The organism is Kaistia geumhonensis, from assembly GCF_030815145.1.
GTDB classification, from domain to species: Bacteria; Pseudomonadota; Alphaproteobacteria; order Rhizobiales; family Kaistiaceae; genus Kaistia; species Kaistia geumhonensis.
Map to the genome: position 1 here is coordinate 3,748,290 of NZ_JAUSWJ010000001.1, position 19,211 is coordinate 3,767,500.

The following is a 19,211-nucleotide window of genomic DNA, read 5'->3' on the forward strand; positions in this document are numbered from 1 at the left end:
ATCCGCTAAAACAATGCGCCGGCGATCCATGTGCGCTTAACGGTTGGCGGCGAATACTCGCCCGAGCACAGCCGCAACAGGCTGGCCCGGAGGAAGTGCCATGAAGATGACCGTGAAGACGCCAAACCTGTTCCTCGTCGCAACCCTTTTCGCGACGCTGGCGACAGCGCCCGCGCTGGCGCAGGAGACGCCGAGCCTCACCGGCGCCTGGAAGGGCTCCAGTGATTTCATCGGCAAGCAGTCCGGCTTCATGACGGGCGATGTCACGATCACGATCACCGAGCAGCAGGGCCGGTCCTTCCGCGCCAAGGTCTCCTATCCGTCCGAGAAGGGCGAGTTCAGCGAGGATCTGATCGGCACGGTTACGCCGGATGGCAAGGGAGTCTTCCTTGTCGACGACGACGGCGTCCATCTCGGAACGCTCGCCGGCGACACGCTGGATGTCTGCTATCTCGAGACGGGCGACGATGCGATGGCCGCCTGTTCGCGACTCACCAGGCAGCCCTGACGTCCGTTTCGACGCCACCGGGCCGCGGGAGAAACACTCCCGTGGCCTTCCGATGCCCGCTTTCGGAACCTCTCCCCGCTCTCGCGATTGTCCATCCGCGTGACATCCGCCTGAGCAAGGGAGGCTCGTGACCGAATTCCGGCACCATAGCGGCCAGGTTCTGCCGGGTTGTCCCTCATCGCCCCGGCGGAGGCGCGTCGTTGCGCGCTGGAGGCGGGCGTGGTGAGCGGTATCGGCATCCCCGATTGGCTGGTCGCGACGGTGCCGCTCTGGAAGGCGGTGCACATCATCGCGCTTTCGATCTGGTGCGGCGGGCTGATCGTGCTGCCCATGATGCTGGCGCTGCACGATCCTGCCGTTTCGCCGGGCGACTACCGGATCATCCGTCATTCGACGCATCTCACCTACACGATGGTCGTGACGCCCGCGGCGGTGGTCGCCGTGATCGCCGGCACCTGGCTGATCTTCCTGCGTCAGGTCTTCGAGCCCTGGCTCTTCGCCAAGCTGGCGCTGGTCGCGGCGTTGATGGCCCTCCATGCCACGATCGGCCATGTCATCGTGCGCATCTCCGAGGCGCCTGGACGGCGGAGGCCGCCGAGCCCCTATTGGCCGATCGGCGGCGTTCTCGCCTGCGCGACCGGCATCCTCGTGCTTGTCCTCGCCAAGCCGGACCTCGCCGGCCTTTCCTTTCCGCACTGGCTGGTGACGCCACAGGGGCGTCAGCTGCCCTTCGTGCCGAGCCCGTAGTCGAAGACGAGCTTGCCGCCATGCCACCCGGTCAAAATCACCACACCCGCCGAGATCGCCGACAGGAGCAGGCCGTAGGGCAGGACCGCGCCTTCCGCATCGCCGAGGCGATAGCCCCAGTTGGCACCGAGCAGCGAGAGCAGCGTCACGGCGATGATGAAATGCGTCCAGGCCGCAGCCCTCGCCCTGATGCCGGGCACGAGCAGCAGCTCCGCCGTTCCGGAGAGGCCGGCGACCATGCCGATCAAAAAGGCGCCGCCGACCGCCCAGATCGCCGCGCGCGCCCAGAACGGATCACCCGTCCACCAATAGAGAGCGTCGGCGCCGAGCGTGCAGAAGGTGAGGGCCACCGGAAAGGCGACGCTCATCGCATGGATCGGATGACCGAACAGAGCAACCCGCGACTCCGTATCGTCAAAGCCGGGCTTCTCGACGATCGGATCGATCAGTCTCTCTTCCGCGCCTTCGATCTCCTGCGTCGCCATGAGCGCTCGTTCCTCGTTCCTCTTGTCATCGGGACAACGGCGCTTGGACTGTCCGGTTGCGAGGCGCCGCTCTCGACGCTTTCTCCGGCCGGGCCGGGTGCCCGCGCGATCGCGACGCTCTGGTGGGTGATGCTGGCCGCCGCGTGCGCGATCTTCTTGCTTGTCGCCGCGCTGCTGGTTCTCGCCTGGCTGCGGAGGCCGGACGAGGCGAAGCGCGGCGGGGAACGCGTCTGGATCTTCGGCTTCGGCCTCGCCTTTCCGCTGGTCGTGCTCACGGCGCTGCTCGGCTTCGGGCTCGTGATCGGCGAGAGGCTGATGCCGCGCCCTTCGCCCGACATCGTGCGGGTCGGGGCGGAAGCGCGGCGCTTCGCCTGGACCTTCTCCTATGACGACCTGCCGGGCCGGCGGACCGAGGACGTGCTGCATGTTCCGGCCGGGCGGCCCATCGACGTGGCGATCACGACCGCCGACGTCATTCACAGCTTCTGGGTGCCGCGGCTCGCCGGCAAGCTCGATGCCGTGCCCGGCCATGTCAATGTCCTGCGAATCGAGGCGGAAGAGCCCGGCACCTATCAGGGCCGCAGCGCCGAATTCAGCGGCGCCGGCTATGACGGCTTCGCCTTCACCGTCGTCGCCCATTCGCCCGAAGACTGGGCCGCGTTCCTGGAGGGCGGCGAATGAGCGCGCTCGCCCGCCACCGACGCCTTCAGGCCATCTGGTCGTCCCCACCGGGTTGGAAGGGCCTCTTCTCGACGGTGAACCACACCGATGTCGGGCTGATGTTCCTCGTCACGGCCTTCTTCTATTTTCTCGTCGCCGGCGTCCTGGCGATGCTGATCCGCGCACAGCTCGCCACCCCGCATTCGGCCTTCGCGGGCCCGGAGATCTACAACCAGATCTTCACGATGCACGGGACCATCATGATGTTCCTGTTCGCGATTCCCGCGATCGAGGGCATGGCGATCTACCTGCTGCCCAAGATGCTCGGCACCCGCGATCTCGCCTATCCGCGCCTCGGCGCCTATGGCTACTGGTGCTATTTCTTCGGCGGCGCGATGCTGCTCGTCTCGCTCCTGCTCGGCATCGCGCCGGACGGCGGCTGGTTCATGTATCCGCCCCTGACGGGCAAGGTCTATTCGCCCGGCATCAACACCGATTTCTGGCTGCTCGGCATCACCTTCGTCGAAATTTCCGCGATCTCGGCCGCGGTCGAGTTCACCGTCTCGATCCTGCGCTACCGCGCGCCGGGCATGTCGCTCGCGAAGATGCCGATCTTCGCCTGGTACATGCTGGTCACCTCGCTGATGATCCTGACCGGCTTCCCGCCCCTGATCCTCGGCTCGATCCTGCTCGAGCTCGAGCGCACTTTCGGACTGCCCTTCTTCCAGGCCGAGCTCGGCGGAGACAGCCTGCTCTGGCAGCACCTCTTCTGGCTGTTCGGCCATCCCGAGGTCTACATCATCTTCCTGCCCGCGGCGGGGCTGGTCTCCACCATCTTGCCCGTCATGTCCTCGACCACGCTGCTCGGCTATCGCTATGTCGTCGCGGCGGCCGTGGCGCTCGCCATCCTGAGCTTCGGGCTCTGGGTGCACCACATGTTCACGACGGGCATCCCGCATATGGGGCTCGCCTTCTTCTCGGCCGCCTCGACGCTCGTCGCGGTGCCGACGGCGGTGCAGGTCTTCGCCTGGATCGGCACCCTCTGGAAAGGGCGGCCGCAGTTGCGCCTGCCCATGCTCCATATCCTCGGCTTCTTCGCCACCTTCGTCATCGGCGGGCTCACGGGCGTCATGGTCGCCGTCGTGCCGTTCGACTGGCAGGTGCACGACACGGCCTTCGTGACCGCGCATCTCCACTACGTCCTGTTCGGCGGCTTCGTCTTTCCGCTGCTCGCCGCGCTCTATTACTGGCTGCCGCTCGCGACCGGACGGGCGCGCTTCTTCCGCCTCGGCGAGCTCGCCTTCGCGCTGATCTTCGTCGGCTTCCACGTCACGTTTCTCGCCATGCATTTCGCTGGACTCATGGGCCAGCGCCGGCGCATCTCGACCTATTCGCCAGAGGACGGCTGGACGGCGATCAATCTCGTTTCTTCCGTCGGCGGGTTCATTCTCGCCTTCGGCCTCGTGATGGTGATGATCGAGGTGGTGCTGCATTTCTTCGTGCGGCATCGCGCGCCGCGAAACCCATGGCGCGCCGGGACGCTGGAATGGGCGAGCGCCATGCCGCCGCCGGCCTACAACTTCGCCAGCCTGCCGCAGGTCGACGACCGCGAGCCGCTTCGTTCCGATCCGGACCTTCCGGCCCGGCTCGCCCGGGGCGAGGGCTATCTTGCCGCGCCGAACGGGATGATCCGTGAATCACTCGCCGTCGATGTGGCGAGTGGCGCGCCCGAACACCACGTCGTCTATCCCGGCAACACGCATCTGCCGATCGTGCTCGCCGCCGTCACCGGCCTGTTCTTCCTGGCGCTGCTCCTGAAGGTCCTGTGGGTCGCGCCGCTTGCGATGGTCGGCGTCGCCGTGCTCGCCTGGCACTGGGTCTGGCAGCTCGGCCGGCGCGAGGATGTCGGGGAAGTCACCGTCGGGCGCGGATTGTCGCTGCCGACGATCGCCGAGGTCGACCGGCCGCCCGGATGGTGGGGCTCCGTCTTCCTGCTCGTCGCCGACGCGACCCTGTTCGGCTCGCTGCTGTTCGGCTACGCCTTCCTGTGGACCATTGCTCCCGGATGGCCGCCGCCGGCCTGGATCGAGCCGTCCACGATCGTGGTCGCGATTGCAGGTGTCGGCATTGCGCTCTCGCTGCTCGGGCCATCCCTTGCCGTCGTCGTGAACAAGCGCGGCCGGAACCCGATCGCGGCGCTCGCGCTCTCGCTCGCCGGATCGATCGCGATCGCCGCCGCGCTCCTGGTCCTGCTGGCCACGGCGCCGGCCGCGACCGGCCATGCCTATGGCGCGACGCTCCTGGTCATGGGGGGCTACGGCATCCTCCACGCCATCGTCGTCGCGCTGATCGCCGCCTTCCTGCTCGCCCGGGTGCGCGCCGGCTATGTCTCGCCGCGCCGCCGCGCGGAAATCGCCATCCTGCCGGTCTGGGGCGCCTATCTCGCTGGCATCGCAGTCGTCATCCTGCTCGCCGCCTATCTGCCGGTCGCCCTGTCATGACGGACGTCCTGCGCATGCTGATCGCGCCGCTGGCCTGGCTCGCCGCCTTCAGCGCTGTCTACGGGCTGCAGGCGATCCTCTGCGCCGCGCCGCCGGAAGGAACGCTCGCCGGCATCTCCATGTCGCGCGTTCTGCTCGGACTTGCCTTCGCTGCCGCGCTGGCCCTGCAGGGCGTGTTGCTGGCTGTGCTCCTCTCCCGCCGCTTCGGCTCAAGAGGAGGCTTCGTGCGGACGGTCAGCATCACCGGCGGCATTGTCGGGCTCGTCGCGACGCTTTGGACGTTCTTCCCCGTCCTGGCGCTGCCTCTATGCCGATGATGAGGGCCTGGCCGCTCATTGCCGGGCTCCTGCTGCTGGCGGCGCTCTGGCTGGGGCCGCTGCCCGAGATGGCCCGGCGGGCGTTCTCGCCGCACATGATCCTGCATCTCGGCCTGACCCTGGTGGCGGCTCCGCTTGTCGCGATCGGTGCGATCCGCCTTCTGCCGACGCACTGGCGCGAGGGGGCGGGGCAGCCGCTCTCCGCCGCGCTCGCGGTCTCGGCGCTCGAATTCGTCGTCGTCTGGGGCTGGCATGCGCCAGCGCTTCACGAAGCCGCCGCCGGCTCGTCCGTCATGTTCGCGGTCCAGCAGGCGAGTTTTCTCGCCGCAGGTCTCGCGCTCTGGGGCACGGCCTTTTTCGGCCGTGGCCGTCGGCATGCCGCGGCCGGTGCGCTCGCCATGCTGCTGACCTCGATGCACATGGCGATGCTCGGCGTGCTTCTCGTGCTCGCCCCGCGCCTCGTCTATGCGCCGCAGTTCTGCCTCGGCGCCTTCGGCCTCGATCCACTCGGGGATCAGCAGCTCGGCGGCGGTCTGATGGCGTTCTTCGGAGGCGGTGCCGCTGCCATCGGCGGCGCGGTGCTCGCGCTGCGTCTCGGGCGGGAGAGGGACGGGCTCGACGAGGCAGTGCCGATGCCGGTCGAGCGGTTTAGGACTCCGGATCGTACATGATCTCGCGTACCTCCTGAGCGCAGCGACACGCAACGGCGAGCTTCTCCGCCCAGGCATGCGCCTCTTTGCGCGTCTCGACCTCGATAATCGAGAAGCCGCCGATCGCGGGCTTCGCCTCAGGCGCAAGCCCCTCGGAGACGGTTCCCTCGCTCCCAACGATCGTTGCGCGCTGTCGTTCGATCCCGCCGCCGAAGATCCAGACGCCGGCGGCCTTCGCCTCGCGGACGAGGGCGTGCGCTGCCTCGCCGACCGCCGCCATTTCACCGGCCGGGATGTGATCCATCGCGCCGTCGTCAAATGAAATCAGGAAACGCGGCATGGCCATGGCCCTCCCCGCAGACGGAACAGGGCTCTGAGCCTATCCGTCCTTGCACGACATGCCGAGGCCGAATGGCACGGGAAGCCAAAGACACAACTATCGAAATTGTCCTAATAGATACGGCCAGCCAGAGGCCGAATGGCGCGCCCGAAGAGATTCGAACTCCTGACCCCCAGATTCGTAGTCTGGTGCTCTATCCAGCTGAGCTACGGGCGCCTGCCTGTCGTGGAAGGCTTGCTTCCAGCGAGTAGGGCCGCCAAGCGGCGGCGGCGTCTTGTTAGCCGCTCGCCTTCTCGATTGCAAGCGCCTCGTTCCGGCGGGACGATGCCTGTGGATAGAACGCAGCGCGCGGAGCCGGCGAGCCGTCTCCAGCGCCCCTCTCCGGTCCGTCAGCGCGCGTGGGCGCGGCGAGCGCGATCGAAGGCGACCGGGCGGTCGGGGATGGCGATCTCGAAGACGGCGCCGGGGCCCTCGGTCTCGACGAGCGTGATCGAGCCGCCATGGGCGCGAACGATCTCGGCGGCGATGGCGAGGCCGAGGCCCGTTCCTCCGGGGCGGACGCCGCCCTGGAAGGCCTGGAAGAGGTTGGCCTTGGCCCGCTCGGGCACGCCGGGTCCGGTATCGGCGACGCGCACCGTGACGACCGTCCCGCGCCGGTCGGCCTCCATCAGAAGGCGCCGGACGATGGCCGGATCGCTTTCGCCGTCCATGGCCTGGACGGCGTTGCGGCAGAGATTGAGCAGCACGCGGAAGAGCTGGTCGGGGTCCGCATCGATCTCGAAGGCGCTCTCGATGCGGATCTCGCAGCGGATGGTAGCGTGGTTATCGAGCCCGAGCACGTCGACGACATCGCGCGCGACACGGTGGAGCGCCACGAGCCGTCGGCTCGGCTCGCGTTCGCGCGCCCGCCCATAGGCGAGGGTGGTCTGGCAATAGTCGATGGCGCGCCCGAGCGTCGCGATCAGCTTCGGGGCGAATCGCTGCACGGTCGGATCGGGCAGCGAGGCGATGCGATCCGAGAAGAGCTGCGCCGACGCGAGAAGATTGCGGAGGTCGTGGTTGACCTTCGACACCGCGAGCCCGAGATCGGCGAGATGCGCCTTTTGCAGCAGCGTCTCGGAAAGCTGGCGCTGCATCGTGGCCAGTTCGGTCTCGGCGACGCCGATCTCGTCGGCGCGGCCGCTCGGCACGATGATCCGCGACCGGTCCTCGGGATCCTCCGAGAAGCGCACCATGGCCTGCGACAGCCGGCGCATCGGTCGGACGAAGAGGCGCTGGAGGCTGATATAGATCGGGATCGCGGCGATGATCGAGATCAGCGCCGACATCACGAGGATCGTGCCGCCGAAATGCAGCATCGCGGTGCGCAGCGGCCGGTCGCTGATGACCAGTTCGAGGGTGTTGCCGTCGCGCGAGGGACCGATGACGCGCAGCGTATGCGGTTCGCTCGCCGTCAGGGTCGCGAAGGCGGCGCCGATCGACGACAGGGCGAGCGGCTGGCGGAGATCAACGGTCTCGTCGACACTCGGGGGCATCTCGACGGCGGCGAGCAGGCGCGTCGCCGGACCCGTCCGCAGCACGATCGCCGTCGCCCCGACGGTCGCGAGCAACTCGTCCTGCACCTGGCGCGGCACATCGCTCCAGGCGGCCGAATCGAGCAGGATGCTCGCGGCCTGCGCCGTCGCCATGCGATCCTCGAGGAAACGCAGGCGGAAGGCGGCGATCGTCGGCACGAAACCGGCGACGCCCGTGACCATCACGAAGACGACCGTGAGGATCATGAGCTTGACGGAAAGGCTGGGCGCGCGCCGGCGCCGCGCGGCGGCAGTCTCCGCCGACGGTCCATCCCGGCCTGCCTCAGCCCCGTCGGGGCTTGCTTCCGCCATGCCGCTCGTCCCCCTTCAGAAGCGCTCTGCGACGCAGCGCCATAGTGTGCGACGACCGCGACCGGCGCGTCAAACCGGCGGCCGCGCCCGTCTTCTACGCCGAACAGAGCACTTTCCGCTGCCCGAAACGTCGTTTCCGCTGCGTTGACTTGGGGAGGGGTTCTCCGTATAAGCCGGCCTCGACGAGAGCAGGCAGAAGGCATGCCGGGGTCGCGTGCACGAAGGCGTGCTCCGCTTCCGAACGCCGCTGTCGCTCCTCCGACCATTGTTTCGATCGAATGAGGGCCGCCCCCGGCGGTGACGACCCATGAAGCGTACTTATCAGCCGAGCAAGCTCGTTCGCGCCCGCCGCCACGGCTTCCGCGCCCGTATGGCCACCGTCGGCGGCCGCAAGGTGATCGCGCAGCGCCGCGCCCAGGGCCGCAAGAAGCTCACTGCCTGACCCGCAGAGGACGGCCAAAGCCGGCCGGCGCCCGGAAAGGCTCGCCATGGATCGAGCGAAGACCATGGAGCGGCTCAAGAAACGCGCCGAATTTCTCGCCGTCGCCGGAGGACCACGCGTCTCCCGGCGCGGCTTTGTGCTGCAGAAGCGCGATCGCCGCGAGCCCGAGGGGACGCTGACGCGCTTCGGCTTCACGGTCACCAAGAAGATGGGCAATTCGCCGGAGCGCAACCGCATCCGGCGGCGCCTCCGCGAGGCGGTGCGCCTCGCCTTTGCCGGGAATGCCCGCGCGGCGACCGACTATGTGCTCGTTGGCCGGCGCGCCGCACTGTCGCAGCCCTTCGACGAACTGACCCGCGACCTTATCTCCGGTTTTGCCGCGCTCGAGCGGCCGGCTGGCACCAAGTCGGCGCCGTCCAGGCCGGCACCGGGCGACACGCGCCACGATGGCGTTGCTGCGCCAGAGACTGAATCCGCTCATGGCCGTCCCAAGGACGGCGGCATGGGCTCCGACGACCGTTCCTCCGAAAGACCCCACCGATGAGCGACAACCGCAACCTGATCCTCGCCGTGGCCCTGTCCATCGCGGTGGTGTTCGGATGGCAGTATTTCGTGGCCTCGCCGCGGCTCGAGCAGACGCAGCGCGAGCAGGCGGCGACGCAGGCGGCTTCCGGGACGGCCACGGCGCCGGCGGGCGGCGCGACGGCTCCTGCGGCAGGGACCACGCCCGGCGCGACTGCGCCGACCCAGGCGACCGCCAGCACCGACCTCACCCGCGACGCGGCCCTCGCCGCGACGCCGCGCGTCCCGCTCGATACGCCGTCGGTCAGCGGCTCGATCAACCTGAAGGGCGGCCGTATCGACGACCTGCGCCTCAAGGGCTATCGCGAGACCGTCGCCAAGGACAGCCCGACCGTGATCCTGCTTTCGCCCTCGGGCGGGCCGGACGGGTACTTCGCCGAGTTCGGCTGGGTCGGGGCTCCGGCCGGCACCAATGTGCCCGGTCCCGACACGATGTGGACGGCGCCCGAAGGAGCGAAGCTGACGCCGGACACTCCGGTGGCGCTCACCTACGACAACGGCGCGGGCCTGACCTTCAAGCGCATCATCTCGATCGATCCGAGCTACATGTTCACGGTGCGCGACGAGGTCACCAACGCGACCGGCGCCGCGTTGACGCTGTCGCCCTATGGCCGCGTCACGCGGATCGGCGAACCGCATGTCGCCGGCTACTACATCCTGCATGAGGGCCTGATCGGCTGGATGGGCGACCATCACCTGCAGGAACTCAACTATTCGCACATCAAGAAGGAAGGACCGCAGACCTTCACCGATGTGGCGACGGGTTGGCTCGGCATCACGGACAAGTACTGGGCGACGGCGATCGTGCCCCGCGGCGGTCAGCCTTTCACGGCGCATTTCTCCCATGTCGACACGGGCGTCGGCCTCTACCAGACCGATTTTCAGGGCGCGCCGCTCTCGGTCGCGCCGGGCGCCTCGGCCTCGACCGAAAGCCTCGTCTTCGCCGGCGCCAAGCAGGTGTCGATCATCGACGGCTACCGCGACGACCTGAAGATCGAGCGCTTCGATCTCCTGATCGACTGGGGCATGTTCTGGTTCTTCACCAAGCCGCTCTTCTACCTCATTGACTATTTCTACAAGCTGGTCGGCAATTTCGGCGTTGCGATCCTGCTCGTGACGGTTCTCGTCAAGGCGATCTTCTTCCCGCTGGCCAACAAGTCGTACAAGTCGATGAGCGCCATGAAGAAGGTTCAGCCTGAAATGCAGGCGATCCGCGAGCGCTTCGCCGACGACAAGGTGAAGCAGCAGCAGGCGCTGATGGAGCTCTACAAGAAGGAGAAGATCAATCCGCTGGCCGGCTGCTGGCCGGTGCTGATCCAGATCCCGGTCTTCTTCTCGCTCTACAAGGTGATCTTCATCACCATCGAGATGCGCCATGCGCCGTTCTTCGGCTGGATCCAGGATCTTTCGGCGCCCGATCCGACCAATCTCTTCACGCTGTTCGGCCTCATCCCCTGGAGCCCGCCGCACCTCCTGATGCTCGGCATCTGGCCGATCATCATGGGCATCACGATGTTCGTGCAGATGCGGCTCAATCCGGCGCCGACCGACCCGGCGCAGCAGGTGGTGTTCACCTGGATGCCGGTGATCTTCACCTTCATGCTTGGGTCGTTCCCCGCAGGCCTCGTGATCTACTGGACGTGGAACAACACGCTCTCGATCGCGCAGCAATATGTCATCATGCGGCGGCAGGGCGTCGAGGTGAACCTGCTCGGCAACATCATGGAGGCGTTCCGCAAGAAGCCGAAACCGGCGGATGCGTCTCAACCGGCCGTGGCCGCCTCCAAGGCGTCGCCGGCTCCCAAGCAGGTCAGCGCCAGCAAGCCGGCCAATGCCAACAAGCCGGCGCCCAAGGGCGGTCCGGGCAAGCCCTCCAAGGCCAAGAGCTGAGCCGAAAGGCAAGCCGAGCGCCGAGGGCTTCGACAATCGAGGACGGACGGAGCCGATGCCGGAGATTTCCGATAGCGAACTGGCGCGGCTGCGCGAGGAGGCCGAGAGGCTCGAGACCGGGCGTCTATTCTTCGCGCGTCCGTGGCAGTTCCTGCGCTCCTCCCCCTCGATCGAGACCCTGCCTCCGATCGGCGACACCGAGGTCGCCTTCGCGGGTCGGTCCAATGTCGGCAAGTCGTCGCTCATCAATGCGCTGACCGGCCAGAGCGGGCTCGCGCGGACCTCGAACACGCCGGGCCGCACGCAGGAGCTGAACTTCTTCACGCCCGGTCCCGGCCTGATGCTCGTCGACATGCCGGGTTACGGCTATGCCGAGGCGCCGAAGCCGCTGGTCGATTCCTGGAACCGGCTGATCCGCGACTATCTGCGCGGGCGCGTCTCGCTGCGGCGCGTCTATGTGCTGATCGATGCGCGGCACGGGCTCAAGGCCAATGATCTCGAGACGCTCGACCTTCTCGACAGCTCGGCCGTCTCCTACCAGATCGTTCTGACCAAGGCCGACAAGCTGAAGCCGGGCGGCATCGAGCGCGTCGTCGCCGAGACGGCGGCAGCCGTCGCGCGTCGTCCGGCCGCCCATCCGACGATCATCGCAACCTCTTCGGAAAAGGGCGCCGGCCTCGACCGTCTGCGCGCCGAGATCGCCGCGCTCGCGGCCTAGTTTCCGCCCTGGCCGGCGTGATTGTTCCGTCGCAGCCGGCGGTCGCCGGCGTCATTGTTCCGCCATGCCAAACTCGCTATAGAGCGCTGCCCCGAGCGGAGAGATTTCCATGACCGAGACCGTCACCACGTCGGGCACCGATCCGGTGCTGACCGCACAGCTCATCGCCACCGCGCTTCCCTATATGCTGCGGTACGACGAGAAGACGGTCGTCGTGAAGTTCGGCGGCAATGCGATGGGCAGCGAGGAGCTCGGCAAGGCCTTTGCCGAGGACATCACGCTCCTGAAGCTCGCCGGCATCAACCCGGTCGTCGTGCATGGCGGCGGCCCGCAGATCAACGCGATGCTCACCCGGCTCGGCATCAAGTCGGAATGGGCGGCGGGCATGCGCATCACCGACAAGCCGACCGTCGAGGTCGTCGAGATGGTGCTCGCCGGCTCGATCAACAAGGAGATCGTGCAGACGATCACCGAAGCCGGCGGACGCGCCATCGGCCTGACCGGCAAAGACGGCAACATGGTCACGGTCACGCGGCTGACGCGCAAGGTCGTGGACCCGGATTCCCATATCGAGCGGATCGTCGATCTCGGCTTCGTGGGCGAGCCGAAGACCGTGCGCACCGAGGTGCTCGAGGTTCTGGCGAAGTCCGAAATCATCCCGGTGCTGGCGCCGGTCTGCGCGGGCGAGGACGGCGAGACCTATAACGTCAATGCCGATACGTTCGCGGGAGCCATCGCCGGCGCGCTGCACGCCTCGCGCCTTCTCTTCCTCACCGACGTTCCCGGCGTGCTCGACAAGGACAAGCGGCTGATCAAGGAACTGACGGTGGCCGAGGCTCGGGCGATGATCGCCGACGGCACCATCTCGGGCGGCATGATCCCCAAGGTCGAGACCTGCATCGAGGCGCTCGACCGGGGCGTCGAGGGCGTCGTCATCCTGGACGGGAAGACCCCGCATGCCGTGCTGCTCGAGCTCTTCACCGAGCATGGCGCAGGCACGCTGCTGAAGCGCTGAGATGACCAGCGCGCCGCTCCCGAACGAGCCCGATCTCGCCCGCTTCGCCGGGGTCAAGGCCTGGGTGTTCGACCTCGACAACACGCTCTATCCGCGCCACACGAACCTGTTCGCGCAGGTGGATGTGCGCATCCGCGATTATGTCCAGCGCCTCCTCTCGCTGCCTGCGGATGAGGCGCAGCTGCTGCAGCGCGACTATTACCGCCGCTACGGCACGACGCTGCGCGGGCTGATGCTCGAGCACAGGATCGCCCCGGACGACTTCCTGGAATATGTCCACGACATCGATCATTCCGCGGTTGCGCCCGATCCGCAGCTCGCGGCGGCGATCACGCGTCTGCCCGGCAAGCGCTACATCCTGACCAACGGTTCGCGTGCCCATGCCGAGAAGGTAATGGAGCGGCTCGGTCTTCAGCCGGACTTCGAGGACATCTTCGACATCGTCCGCGCCGATCTCGTTCCCAAGCCGCATGCGGACACCTATGACCGCTTCCTCGCCGAGAACGGGATCGCTCCGGGCGAGGCGGCGATGTTCGAGGATCTCGCGCGCAATCTCGAAGTGCCCAAGACGCTCGGCATGGCGACGGTGCTCGTGGTGCCGCGCGGCACCGAGCCGATCCTCGCCGAGGCCTGGGAAACGGAAGGCCGCGAGGGCGCCCATATCGACTTCATCACCGACCATCTCGGCGACTTCCTGACCAGCATCGTCGACGGTCTGGCGGCGCGCACCACCGGCTGAGGCTCGGCGGCGCGAATGCTGCGGCGTTGACTTCGCGGTCGACGCCGATAGTGTCGCGCGCCGTCACACCAATTTCGGGATGCCCCATGTCGATCGCCGATACCGCCGCCCTGCAAGCGACCATCGAAGCCGCGTTCGAGGATCCCGCCGCGATCACGACCGCCACCAGGGGCGAAGTGCGCGACGCGGTCGACACGGCGCTTTCGCTGCTCGACGCCGGCACGGTGCGCGTCGCGGAGAAGCGCGACGGCATCTGGGTCGTGAACCAGTGGCTCAAGAAGGCGGTGCTGCTGTCCTTCCGCCTCAATCCGATGGCGGCGATTTCGGGTGGTCCCAACGGTTCGACGTGGTGGGACAAGGTGCCGTCCAAGTTCGACGGCTGGTCGGGTGATGATTTCACCAAGGCCGGCTTCCGCGCGGTGCCGAACTGTATCGTTCGACGCTCGGCCTATATCGCGCCGGGCGCTATCCTGATGCCGTCCTTCGTCAATCTCGGCGCCTATGTCGACAGCGGCACCATGGTCGATACCTGGGTGACGGTGGGCTCCTGCGCCCAGATCGGCAAGAACGTGCATCTTTCCGGCGGCGTCGGCATCGGCGGCGTGCTAGAGCCGCTGCAGGCCGGGCCGACGATCATCGAGGACAACTGCTTCATCGGCGCGCGCTCCGAAGTCGTCGAGGGCGTCGTGGTCGGCGAGGGCTCCGTGCTCTCGATGGGCGTCTTCATCGGTGCCTCGACCAAGATCGTCGATCGCGAGACGGGCGAGATCCATATGGGCCGCGTCCCACCCTATTCCGTCGTGGTGTCGGGCTCGCTTCCCGGCCGGCCGCTTCCGGACGGCACGCCCGGCCCGTCGCTCTACTGCGCGGTGATCGTGAAGCGCGTCGACGAGCGCACCCGCGCCAAGACCTCCGTCAACGAGCTGCTGCGCGACTGAGCGCAGCCACGATGCCTGGCGAGACGGCAGAGCCTCGAGCTCTCGTCCACGACTTGCCGAATGGTGGCCGCTGATCGACCATACGGCGGATTCGCTTCGCGTCCGGCCGGAGCGCAGGAACGGAGCGTTGTTTCATGGCGGCGGTCACTCTCGAGCATGGGCGAAGCCTGCTGGTCGCGGCGCGCGGGACCGGACCGGAGCACGGTCTTTGGCAGTTCGTCCCCGAGGGCGCCGAATGGCGCGGGCGCCAGCTGGCGACGGTCGGTCAGCTGTCCTCGCTCTGCCGGCACCCGGCGTTGCCGATCGTCTACGGTGCGGGGAGCACGCGCGGCGTCGTCCATGCCTGGCGCATCGAGGGGGGAGCCGCGAACTCGATCGGTGAAGTGCCGAGCGAAGGCGATCCCTGTCATCTCGCCGTCGATCCGGAAGGGCGCCTTCTCGTCGCTGCCAACTATGCCTCCAGCACGCTGACGCTGGTCGCGCTCGGGGACGATGGCAGCTTCGGCGACGAGGTTTCCGTGTCGCTCGAAGGGCAGGGGCCGGACGCGGAGCGGCAGGAGGCGGCCCACCCGCACCAGATCCTCTTCCATGACGGGTTGATGCTCGTCGTCGATCTCGGCGCGGACCTCGTCCACCGTTTCGCAGTCGACCCAGCGCAGCCTCTCGCGATCGCGCCGATCGAGCCGCTGACGGCGCCGGCGGGCAGCGGGCCGCGCCATGGCGTCTTCCTGCCCGGAGGCCGTATCGCGCTTTCCGGAGAGCTCGCCTCCAGCCTGGTCGTCGGAGCCGAGGCGCCTACGCCCGGCTGGGAGAGCGTTGCCAGTACGGGGCTCCGCGGCCCGGCCAAGAGCCGCACGCCGCGCAACTACCCCGGCGACGTGCAACGCTCGGTGGATGGACGCTTCGTCTATCTCGCCAATCGGGGCCACGACACCGTCGCCGCCTTCGACGTGACGTCGAAGGCGCCTCGTCTTGTCGCCGAGATCGGTTCGGGCGGCGCCTGGCCGCAGCATCTCCTGGTCCATGGCGATCGCTGTCTCGTCGCCAACTGGGACCAGAACGCCGTCACCGTGCTTAGTCTCACCGAGGAGGGCTTCGCCGGCCCGGCGGAACCGCTCTTCGACTGTCCCGGCCCCGGCTGGCTGCTTCTCTTCTGATCGCTTGACCGCCGGCCCGGCCGGCTTCCTGGCGGAGGCTCGCGTGAGCGCCATCACTTCGGATGCAGTATCGCCGTCGCGGGTGCTCGCCCGCGTCGCGCCGGTCTATGGCGTCGTCGGGATCTCCTATCTCGGCTACGCGATGATGGCGACGTTGTTCGTGCCGATGATCCTCTCGCCGGGTTCGACCTACGCCCCCGAAGGCTCGACGGCGGGGCAGCGGGCGATGCTGGTCGGGCTCCTGCTCATGCTCTATCCGCTGGCGCAGGTCATCGGCTCGCCGGTGCTTGGCGCCCTGTCCGATCGTTATGGCCGCCGCCCAGTTCTCGTCGCATCGCTGGCGGTGACCACGATCGCCTATGCCCTGATCGCGTCGGCGCTGGCCGCCCATATGCTCTGGCTGCTCGGGGCAGCGCTCGTGCTCTGCGGTCTCGGCGAAGCCAATGCCGCGATCGGCACCAGCGCCATCGCCGATGCGACCACGAAGGAGGAACGGCCGAAATATCTCGGCTATCTCTGGTCCGTCACCAGCGTTTCCTATGTCCTCGGTCCGGTCCTCGGTGGATTTGCCGCGGCGCATTTTGGCTATCTCGTGCCGTTCGCCGCGATGGTCGGCGTGCTCGCCGCGACGTTGCTGCTCGTGGTGCTTTTCTTCCGCGAGACGCGGCCGCCGGATCCCTCGGCGCAGCCGATGCCGATCGGCGAGAGCCTCGGCAATCTCCGCACGATCGTCACCGACCGGCCGCTGCGCGCGTACTATCTCGCCAATTTCCTGCTCTTCGTCGCATCGATGGGCTTCTGGCGCGTCGTGACGGAATATCTCGTCGACATGTTCGACCTCACCGTCGGCCAGGTGACGGTCGACTACGCGCTTCTCGCCGTCACCGCCGGTCTCGGCAATCTCGTCCTGCTGCCGCTGCTCGTCGGCCGCATCGACATGCGGCGACTCGGGATCCTCTCGACGCTGCTCGGTGGCTTCGGCGTGTTCCTCGCGCTGCTTCCCGGCGGCGTTGCGGTGGCGGTCGGGTTCGGCGGCCTCGCCAGCATCGCCTTCGCCGTCGGCTTCAGCGCTCTGAGCGGCCTCCTTTCCGCGCGGGTCGGACCCGAGCGGCAGGGCGCGGTGATGGGAAACAACACGGCGCTCGGATTCCTCGGCGAAGGGATAGGCGTCATGGGCGGGTCGGCCCTCACCGGCATCACGCCCGAACTGCCGATGATCCTGTTCGGGCTGATCGCGTTCGCGTCCGTCGCCGTGGTGCGCTTCGCCATCCCGCGCGAGGAGCCGGCGGCCGACAGCTGAGGGGCGATGGCGCGTTCGCTGCGAACAGGCTACGAGTCCGGCATCGGAACCGCCCGCCAGAAGGTCGCCCGCCATGTCCAAGTCGCTTCCGCACCGCCTGCCGCAGATCGCGTCCGCCGACGCCGACATCGCCGCGAAGTCTCCCGACCTCCGCGCGCTCGGCGAAATCCGCCTCCTCAGCCTCGAAGATGGGCCCGGACGCGGGCAGCGGCTCCTCGTCGCCCGCAACGCGGCGGGGATCGGCTTCGAGATCGCGGTCGACCGAGGCTTCGACCTCTCTGCGCTCAGCCTCGGCCAGGTGCAGCTCGGCTGGCATTCCCAAAACCAGATGCGCTATCCCGCGCAACTGCCGTCGAGCGAGGACGGTTACGGTTTCCTGCGCAATTTCGACGGCTTCCTGGTCACCTGCGGGCTCTCCTACTACGGGCCGCCGCGTCGCGCCGCGGGCGACACGACCGTCAGCCCGCATCGCCCGCAGCGCGACTTTCCGCAGCATGGCGAGATCGCAGCCATGCCGGCCCGCCTCGTCGGCTACGGCCTTGATGCCGAGGCGGGCCTGATCTTCGCCGAGGGCGTCGTCCGCCAGTCGGGCGTCTTCGGCGACGTGCTCGAACTGCATCGGCGGATCGAGCTCGGGCTCTATGACCGGACGCTCGCGATCGCCGATCGCGTGGTGAATTGCGGCTTCAACCCTGCGCCGCATGCGCTGCTCTATCACTGCAATTTCGGTTATCCGCTCCTCGATGCGACGAGCGAGCTGACCGGCGCGTTCGGCGATTTCGCCCGCCGCTTCGCCGAGCTGCCGCCGCGGCCGCGGCCGGAAACGCGCGAGATCGTCGATCATCTCACTCTGCCGCCGGACGAGCGGGGCGACCTCGTCGTCGGCATTCGCAATCCGGCGATCGGCATCGGCGTCGAACTGGCCTACCGGCAGGCGCAGCTTCCCTCGCTGCTTGTCTGGCGCTCCTACCAGTCCGGCGTCTTCGCGCTCGGGATCGAGCCGGGGACCGCCTTGCCGCGAATCGAGAATGGCGAACTTCTCACCGAGACCCTCGAGCCGCGCGGCAGCCGCGACTATGCGATGGCGATCACGGTGGCAGCCGAGGATTGATCGCCGGTCAAGTCTTCAACGCCGCGGCGAGCGACGAGCGCTGGTAATCCGCGAGCAGGGCCGCGACGGCCGCAGAGGCAAGGCGAGCCTCGGCGCTGTCGGCGCGGCTCGTCAGGATGATCGGCACGCGCGCGCCGAGCACGATGCCGGCCGCATCGGCGCCCGCCAGAAATGTGAGGCCCTTCGCCAGCATGTTGCCGGCCTCGAGATCTGGCACCACCAGAATATTGGCCCGGCCCGCGACCGGAGAGCGGATTTCCTTGATGGCGGCCGAGCCGAGATCGATTGCGTTGTCGAGCGCGAGCGGTCCGTCGACGACACCGCCCGTGATCTGGCCGCGATCGGCCATCTTGCACAGCGCCGCGGCGTCGATGGTGGATGGCACGTCGGGATTGACCGTCTCCATCGCCGACAGGATCGCCACCCGCGCTTCCCCGAACTTCAAAGCCGCCGCGAGGTCGATGGCGTTCTGGACGATGTGGCGCTTCTCTTCGAGCGTCGGGGCAATGTTCACCGCCGCGTCCGTGATGATCAGCGGATCGGAATGGTTGGGAACGTCCATCACGAAGCAGTGGCTGATGCGCCGGCCGGTACGCAGCCCGGTCTCGCGCGCGACGACGGCGCCCATCAGCTCGTCCGTGTGCAGGCTGCCCTTCATGAGGGCGTCGGCCTCGCCGCTGCGCACCAGCGCGACGGCCTTTTCCGCCGCGTCATGGCTGTGGGCAGCCTCGACGCGGCGGAAGGCGGAAAGATCGGCGCCGATGGCGGCGGCCGTCGAAGCCAGCTTGGCCGGAGGCGCGACGAGGATCGGCTCCATCAGCCCCAGCGCGGCGGCCTCGACCGCCGCGCCGAGAGCGACGGCATCGCAGGGATGGGCAACGGCGACGCGGAGGCGCGGCAGGGCCTGTGCGGCCGCGATCAACCGGTCATATTTCGCATGGCGTAGGGCCGCGTCGGCGTCACCCATGATCGTCTGCTCAGCGCTTCATGTAGGAGCTGATCAGGCTGAGCTCCGGCGGACCGAGCCGGTCGGCAGCGCTCGCCAGCTGGTGCCAGTAGGGATAGATCAGCCGCTGCAGGCTGACGGCATCGAGCCGGGCGCGCTCCTCGTCGGTCAGCTTCAGCGCGGCGGCGCCGAGATTGCGCGTCAGCTGATGCTCGTTCCGGGCGCCGATGATCACCGAGGTGACGCCCGGCCGGCCAAGCAGCCAGGCGAGCGCGACTT

21 protein-coding genes and 1 tRNA gene (1 of these 22 only partly in view) are annotated in these 19,211 nt (G+C 67.9%); 16 read left to right on the forward strand and 6 right to left on the reverse strand.

Going from position 1 to position 19,211, the window contains the following annotated elements; translation table 11 throughout:
* The first annotated feature begins 100 nt into the window (after nucleotides 1-100).
* Together QO015_RS17715 and QO015_RS17720 are read left to right on the forward strand one after the other, a co-directional pair.
* Nucleotides 101-508, forward strand: coding sequence for a hypothetical protein (locus QO015_RS17715; RefSeq protein ID WP_266282586.1), 408 nt, complete (start codon nucleotides 101-103; stop codon nucleotides 506-508).
* Nucleotides 509-727: 219 nt separating this feature from the next.
* Nucleotides 728-1,255 (forward strand): HemJ family protein, encoded by a 528-nt coding sequence (locus tag QO015_RS17720; protein WP_266282585.1) that lies wholly within the window; start codon nucleotides 728-730, stop codon nucleotides 1,253-1,255.
* Here the strand turns inward: QO015_RS17720 and QO015_RS17725 are convergent.
* A complete protein-coding gene (locus QO015_RS17725) occupies nucleotides 1,228-1,740 on the reverse strand; it encodes a DUF2231 domain-containing protein (protein WP_266282584.1) in 513 nt (170 codons plus the stop codon). The genes QO015_RS17720 and QO015_RS17725 overlap by 28 nt on opposite strands.
* Between QO015_RS17725 and QO015_RS17730 the strand changes: the two genes are divergently transcribed.
* Genes QO015_RS17730 through QO015_RS17745 form a run of 4 tightly spaced genes read left to right on the forward strand, consistent with a single transcriptional unit; the run spans nucleotide 1,636 to nucleotide 5,889 of the window.
* A complete protein-coding gene (locus QO015_RS17730) occupies nucleotides 1,636-2,421 on the forward strand; it encodes a cytochrome c oxidase subunit II (protein ID WP_266282583.1) in 786 nt (261 codons plus the stop codon). The genes QO015_RS17725 and QO015_RS17730 overlap by 105 nt on opposite strands.
* On the forward strand, nucleotides 2,418-4,901 hold the full coding sequence (gene ctaD, locus QO015_RS17735) for a cytochrome c oxidase subunit I (protein ID WP_266282582.1): 2,484 nt from the start codon (nucleotides 2,418-2,420) through the stop codon (nucleotides 4,899-4,901). Before QO015_RS17730 ends, ctaD begins: the two co-directional genes overlap by 4 nt.
* Nucleotides 4,898-5,218 carry a hypothetical protein gene (locus QO015_RS17740; RefSeq protein ID WP_266282581.1) on the forward strand — a complete coding sequence of 107 codons (321 nt, stop codon included), beginning with the start codon at nucleotides 4,898-4,900 and terminating at the stop codon, nucleotides 5,216-5,218. The genes ctaD and QO015_RS17740 overlap by 4 nt, the downstream gene beginning before the upstream one ends.
* Nucleotides 5,209-5,889: a cytochrome c oxidase assembly protein gene (locus QO015_RS17745; protein ID WP_266282580.1), complete on the forward strand. Its 681-nt coding sequence runs from the start codon at nucleotides 5,209-5,211 to the stop codon at nucleotides 5,887-5,889. Before QO015_RS17740 ends, QO015_RS17745 begins: the two co-directional genes overlap by 10 nt.
* On the opposite strand, the gene QO015_RS17750 is transcribed toward QO015_RS17745, so the two are convergent.
* The 3 genes from QO015_RS17750 to QO015_RS17760 form a co-directional block, all read right to left on the reverse strand.
* Nucleotides 5,867-6,214, reverse strand: coding sequence for a YciI family protein (locus tag QO015_RS17750; RefSeq protein WP_266282579.1), 348 nt, complete (start codon nucleotides 6,212-6,214; stop codon nucleotides 5,867-5,869). The genes QO015_RS17745 and QO015_RS17750 overlap by 23 nt on opposite strands.
* 133 nt (nucleotides 6,215-6,347) lie before the next feature.
* Nucleotides 6,348-6,424 (reverse strand) — tRNA-Arg (locus QO015_RS17755).
* A 173-nt stretch (nucleotides 6,425-6,597) separates the two neighbouring features.
* Nucleotides 6,598-8,094 (reverse strand): ATP-binding protein, encoded by a 1,497-nt coding sequence (locus tag QO015_RS17760; protein ID WP_266282578.1) that lies wholly within the window; start codon nucleotides 8,092-8,094, stop codon nucleotides 6,598-6,600.
* 307 nt (nucleotides 8,095-8,401) lie between these two features.
* Here QO015_RS17760 and rpmH point away from each other — a divergent pair, with 307 nt between their 5' ends.
* From rpmH to QO015_RS17810, 10 genes are all read left to right on the forward strand, one after another.
* The gene (gene rpmH / locus QO015_RS17765; protein ID WP_073058534.1) at nucleotides 8,402-8,536 is read left to right on the forward strand and encodes a 50S ribosomal protein L34; all 135 of its coding nucleotides are present in this window, start codon (nucleotides 8,402-8,404) and stop codon (nucleotides 8,534-8,536) included.
* A 46-nt stretch (nucleotides 8,537-8,582) separates the two neighbouring features.
* Entirely contained in the window at nucleotides 8,583-9,080 is a 498-nt protein-coding gene (gene rnpA, locus QO015_RS17770; RefSeq protein WP_266282577.1) for a ribonuclease P protein component, read from the forward strand.
* Nucleotides 9,077-11,008, forward strand: coding sequence for a membrane protein insertase YidC (yidC, locus tag QO015_RS17775; RefSeq protein WP_266282576.1), 1,932 nt, complete (start codon nucleotides 9,077-9,079; stop codon nucleotides 11,006-11,008). The genes rnpA and yidC overlap by 4 nt, the downstream gene beginning before the upstream one ends.
* A 55-nt stretch (nucleotides 11,009-11,063) precedes the next feature.
* Nucleotides 11,064-11,726, forward strand: a complete 663-nt coding sequence (gene yihA / locus QO015_RS17780; RefSeq protein ID WP_266282575.1) for a ribosome biogenesis GTP-binding protein YihA/YsxC — start codon at nucleotides 11,064-11,066, stop codon at nucleotides 11,724-11,726.
* A 109-nt stretch (nucleotides 11,727-11,835) separates the two neighbouring features.
* Nucleotides 11,836-12,741: an acetylglutamate kinase gene (gene argB, locus QO015_RS17785; protein ID WP_266282574.1), complete on the forward strand. Its 906-nt coding sequence runs from the start codon at nucleotides 11,836-11,838 to the stop codon at nucleotides 12,739-12,741.
* A gap of 1 nt (nucleotide 12,742) precedes the next feature.
* The gene (locus tag QO015_RS17790) at nucleotides 12,743-13,480 is read left to right on the forward strand and encodes a pyrimidine 5'-nucleotidase (protein ID WP_266282573.1); all 738 of its coding nucleotides are present in this window, start codon (nucleotides 12,743-12,745) and stop codon (nucleotides 13,478-13,480) included.
* Nucleotides 13,481-13,566: 86 nt separating this feature from the next.
* Nucleotides 13,567-14,418, forward strand: coding sequence for a 2,3,4,5-tetrahydropyridine-2,6-dicarboxylate N-succinyltransferase (gene dapD / locus QO015_RS17795; protein ID WP_266282572.1), 852 nt, complete (start codon nucleotides 13,567-13,569; stop codon nucleotides 14,416-14,418).
* Between the two features lie 134 nt (nucleotides 14,419-14,552).
* Nucleotides 14,553-15,575 carry a lactonase family protein gene (locus QO015_RS17800; protein ID WP_266282571.1) on the forward strand — a complete coding sequence of 341 codons (1,023 nt, stop codon included), beginning with the start codon at nucleotides 14,553-14,555 and terminating at the stop codon, nucleotides 15,573-15,575.
* Between the two features lie 43 nt (nucleotides 15,576-15,618).
* Nucleotides 15,619-16,875, forward strand: a complete 1,257-nt coding sequence (locus QO015_RS17805) for an MFS transporter (protein WP_266282570.1) — start codon at nucleotides 15,619-15,621, stop codon at nucleotides 16,873-16,875.
* 73 nt (nucleotides 16,876-16,948) lie between these two features.
* Nucleotides 16,949-17,986 (forward strand): DUF4432 family protein, encoded by a 1,038-nt coding sequence (locus tag QO015_RS17810; RefSeq protein WP_266282569.1) that lies wholly within the window; start codon nucleotides 16,949-16,951, stop codon nucleotides 17,984-17,986.
* Nucleotides 17,987-17,993: 7 nt separating this feature from the next.
* Here the strand turns inward: QO015_RS17810 and QO015_RS17815 are convergent, their stop codons facing one another.
* A complete protein-coding gene (locus tag QO015_RS17815; RefSeq protein ID WP_266282568.1) occupies nucleotides 17,994-18,953 on the reverse strand; it encodes a phosphate acetyltransferase in 960 nt (319 codons plus the stop codon).
* Between the two features lie 10 nt (nucleotides 18,954-18,963).
* Nucleotides 18,964-19,211, reverse strand: partial view of an aldo/keto reductase gene (locus tag QO015_RS17820; RefSeq protein ID WP_266282567.1) — the 3' end only. The gene runs 808 nt beyond the window's last position; only the last 248 of its 1,056 coding nucleotides appear in the window; its start codon lies beyond the right edge, outside the window; the stop codon is at nucleotides 18,964-18,966.

Excerpts from the sequence above, each read along its gene's own strand:
- QO015_RS17715 (WP_266282586.1), top strand. The coding sequence starts at position 101 with ATGAAGATGACCGTGAAGACGCCAAACCTGTTCCTCGTCGCAACCCTT.
- QO015_RS17730 (WP_266282583.1), top strand. The coding sequence starts at position 1,636 with ATGACCGAACAGAGCAACCCGCGACTCCGTATCGTCAAAGCCGGGCTT.
- QO015_RS17725 (WP_266282584.1), bottom strand. The coding sequence starts at position 1,740 with ATGGCGACGCAGGAGATCGAAGGCGCGGAAGAGAGACTGATCGATCCG.
- ctaD (WP_266282582.1), top strand. The coding sequence starts at position 2,418 with ATGAGCGCGCTCGCCCGCCACCGACGCCTTCAGGCCATCTGGTCGTCC.
- QO015_RS17740 (WP_266282581.1), top strand. The coding sequence starts at position 4,898 with ATGACGGACGTCCTGCGCATGCTGATCGCGCCGCTGGCCTGGCTCGCC.
- QO015_RS17745 (WP_266282580.1), top strand. The coding sequence starts at position 5,209 with ATGCCGATGATGAGGGCCTGGCCGCTCATTGCCGGGCTCCTGCTGCTG.
- QO015_RS17750 (WP_266282579.1), bottom strand. The coding sequence starts at position 6,214 with ATGGCCATGCCGCGTTTCCTGATTTCATTTGACGACGGCGCGATGGAT.
- QO015_RS17760 (WP_266282578.1), bottom strand. The coding sequence starts at position 8,094 with ATGGCGGAAGCAAGCCCCGACGGGGCTGAGGCAGGCCGGGATGGACCG.
- rpmH (WP_073058534.1), top strand. The coding sequence starts at position 8,402 with ATGAAGCGTACTTATCAGCCGAGCAAGCTCGTTCGCGCCCGCCGCCAC.
- rnpA (WP_266282577.1), top strand. The coding sequence starts at position 8,583 with ATGGATCGAGCGAAGACCATGGAGCGGCTCAAGAAACGCGCCGAATTT.
- yidC (WP_266282576.1), top strand. The coding sequence starts at position 9,077 with ATGAGCGACAACCGCAACCTGATCCTCGCCGTGGCCCTGTCCATCGCG.
- yihA (WP_266282575.1), top strand. The coding sequence starts at position 11,064 with ATGCCGGAGATTTCCGATAGCGAACTGGCGCGGCTGCGCGAGGAGGCC.
- argB (WP_266282574.1), top strand. The coding sequence starts at position 11,836 with ATGACCGAGACCGTCACCACGTCGGGCACCGATCCGGTGCTGACCGCA.
- QO015_RS17790 (WP_266282573.1), top strand. The coding sequence starts at position 12,743 with ATGACCAGCGCGCCGCTCCCGAACGAGCCCGATCTCGCCCGCTTCGCC.
- dapD (WP_266282572.1), top strand. The coding sequence starts at position 13,567 with ATGTCGATCGCCGATACCGCCGCCCTGCAAGCGACCATCGAAGCCGCG.
- QO015_RS17800 (WP_266282571.1), top strand. The coding sequence starts at position 14,553 with ATGGCGGCGGTCACTCTCGAGCATGGGCGAAGCCTGCTGGTCGCGGCG.
- QO015_RS17810 (WP_266282569.1), top strand. The coding sequence starts at position 16,949 with ATGTCCAAGTCGCTTCCGCACCGCCTGCCGCAGATCGCGTCCGCCGAC.
- QO015_RS17815 (WP_266282568.1), bottom strand. The coding sequence starts at position 18,953 with ATGGGTGACGCCGACGCGGCCCTACGCCATGCGAAATATGACCGGTTG.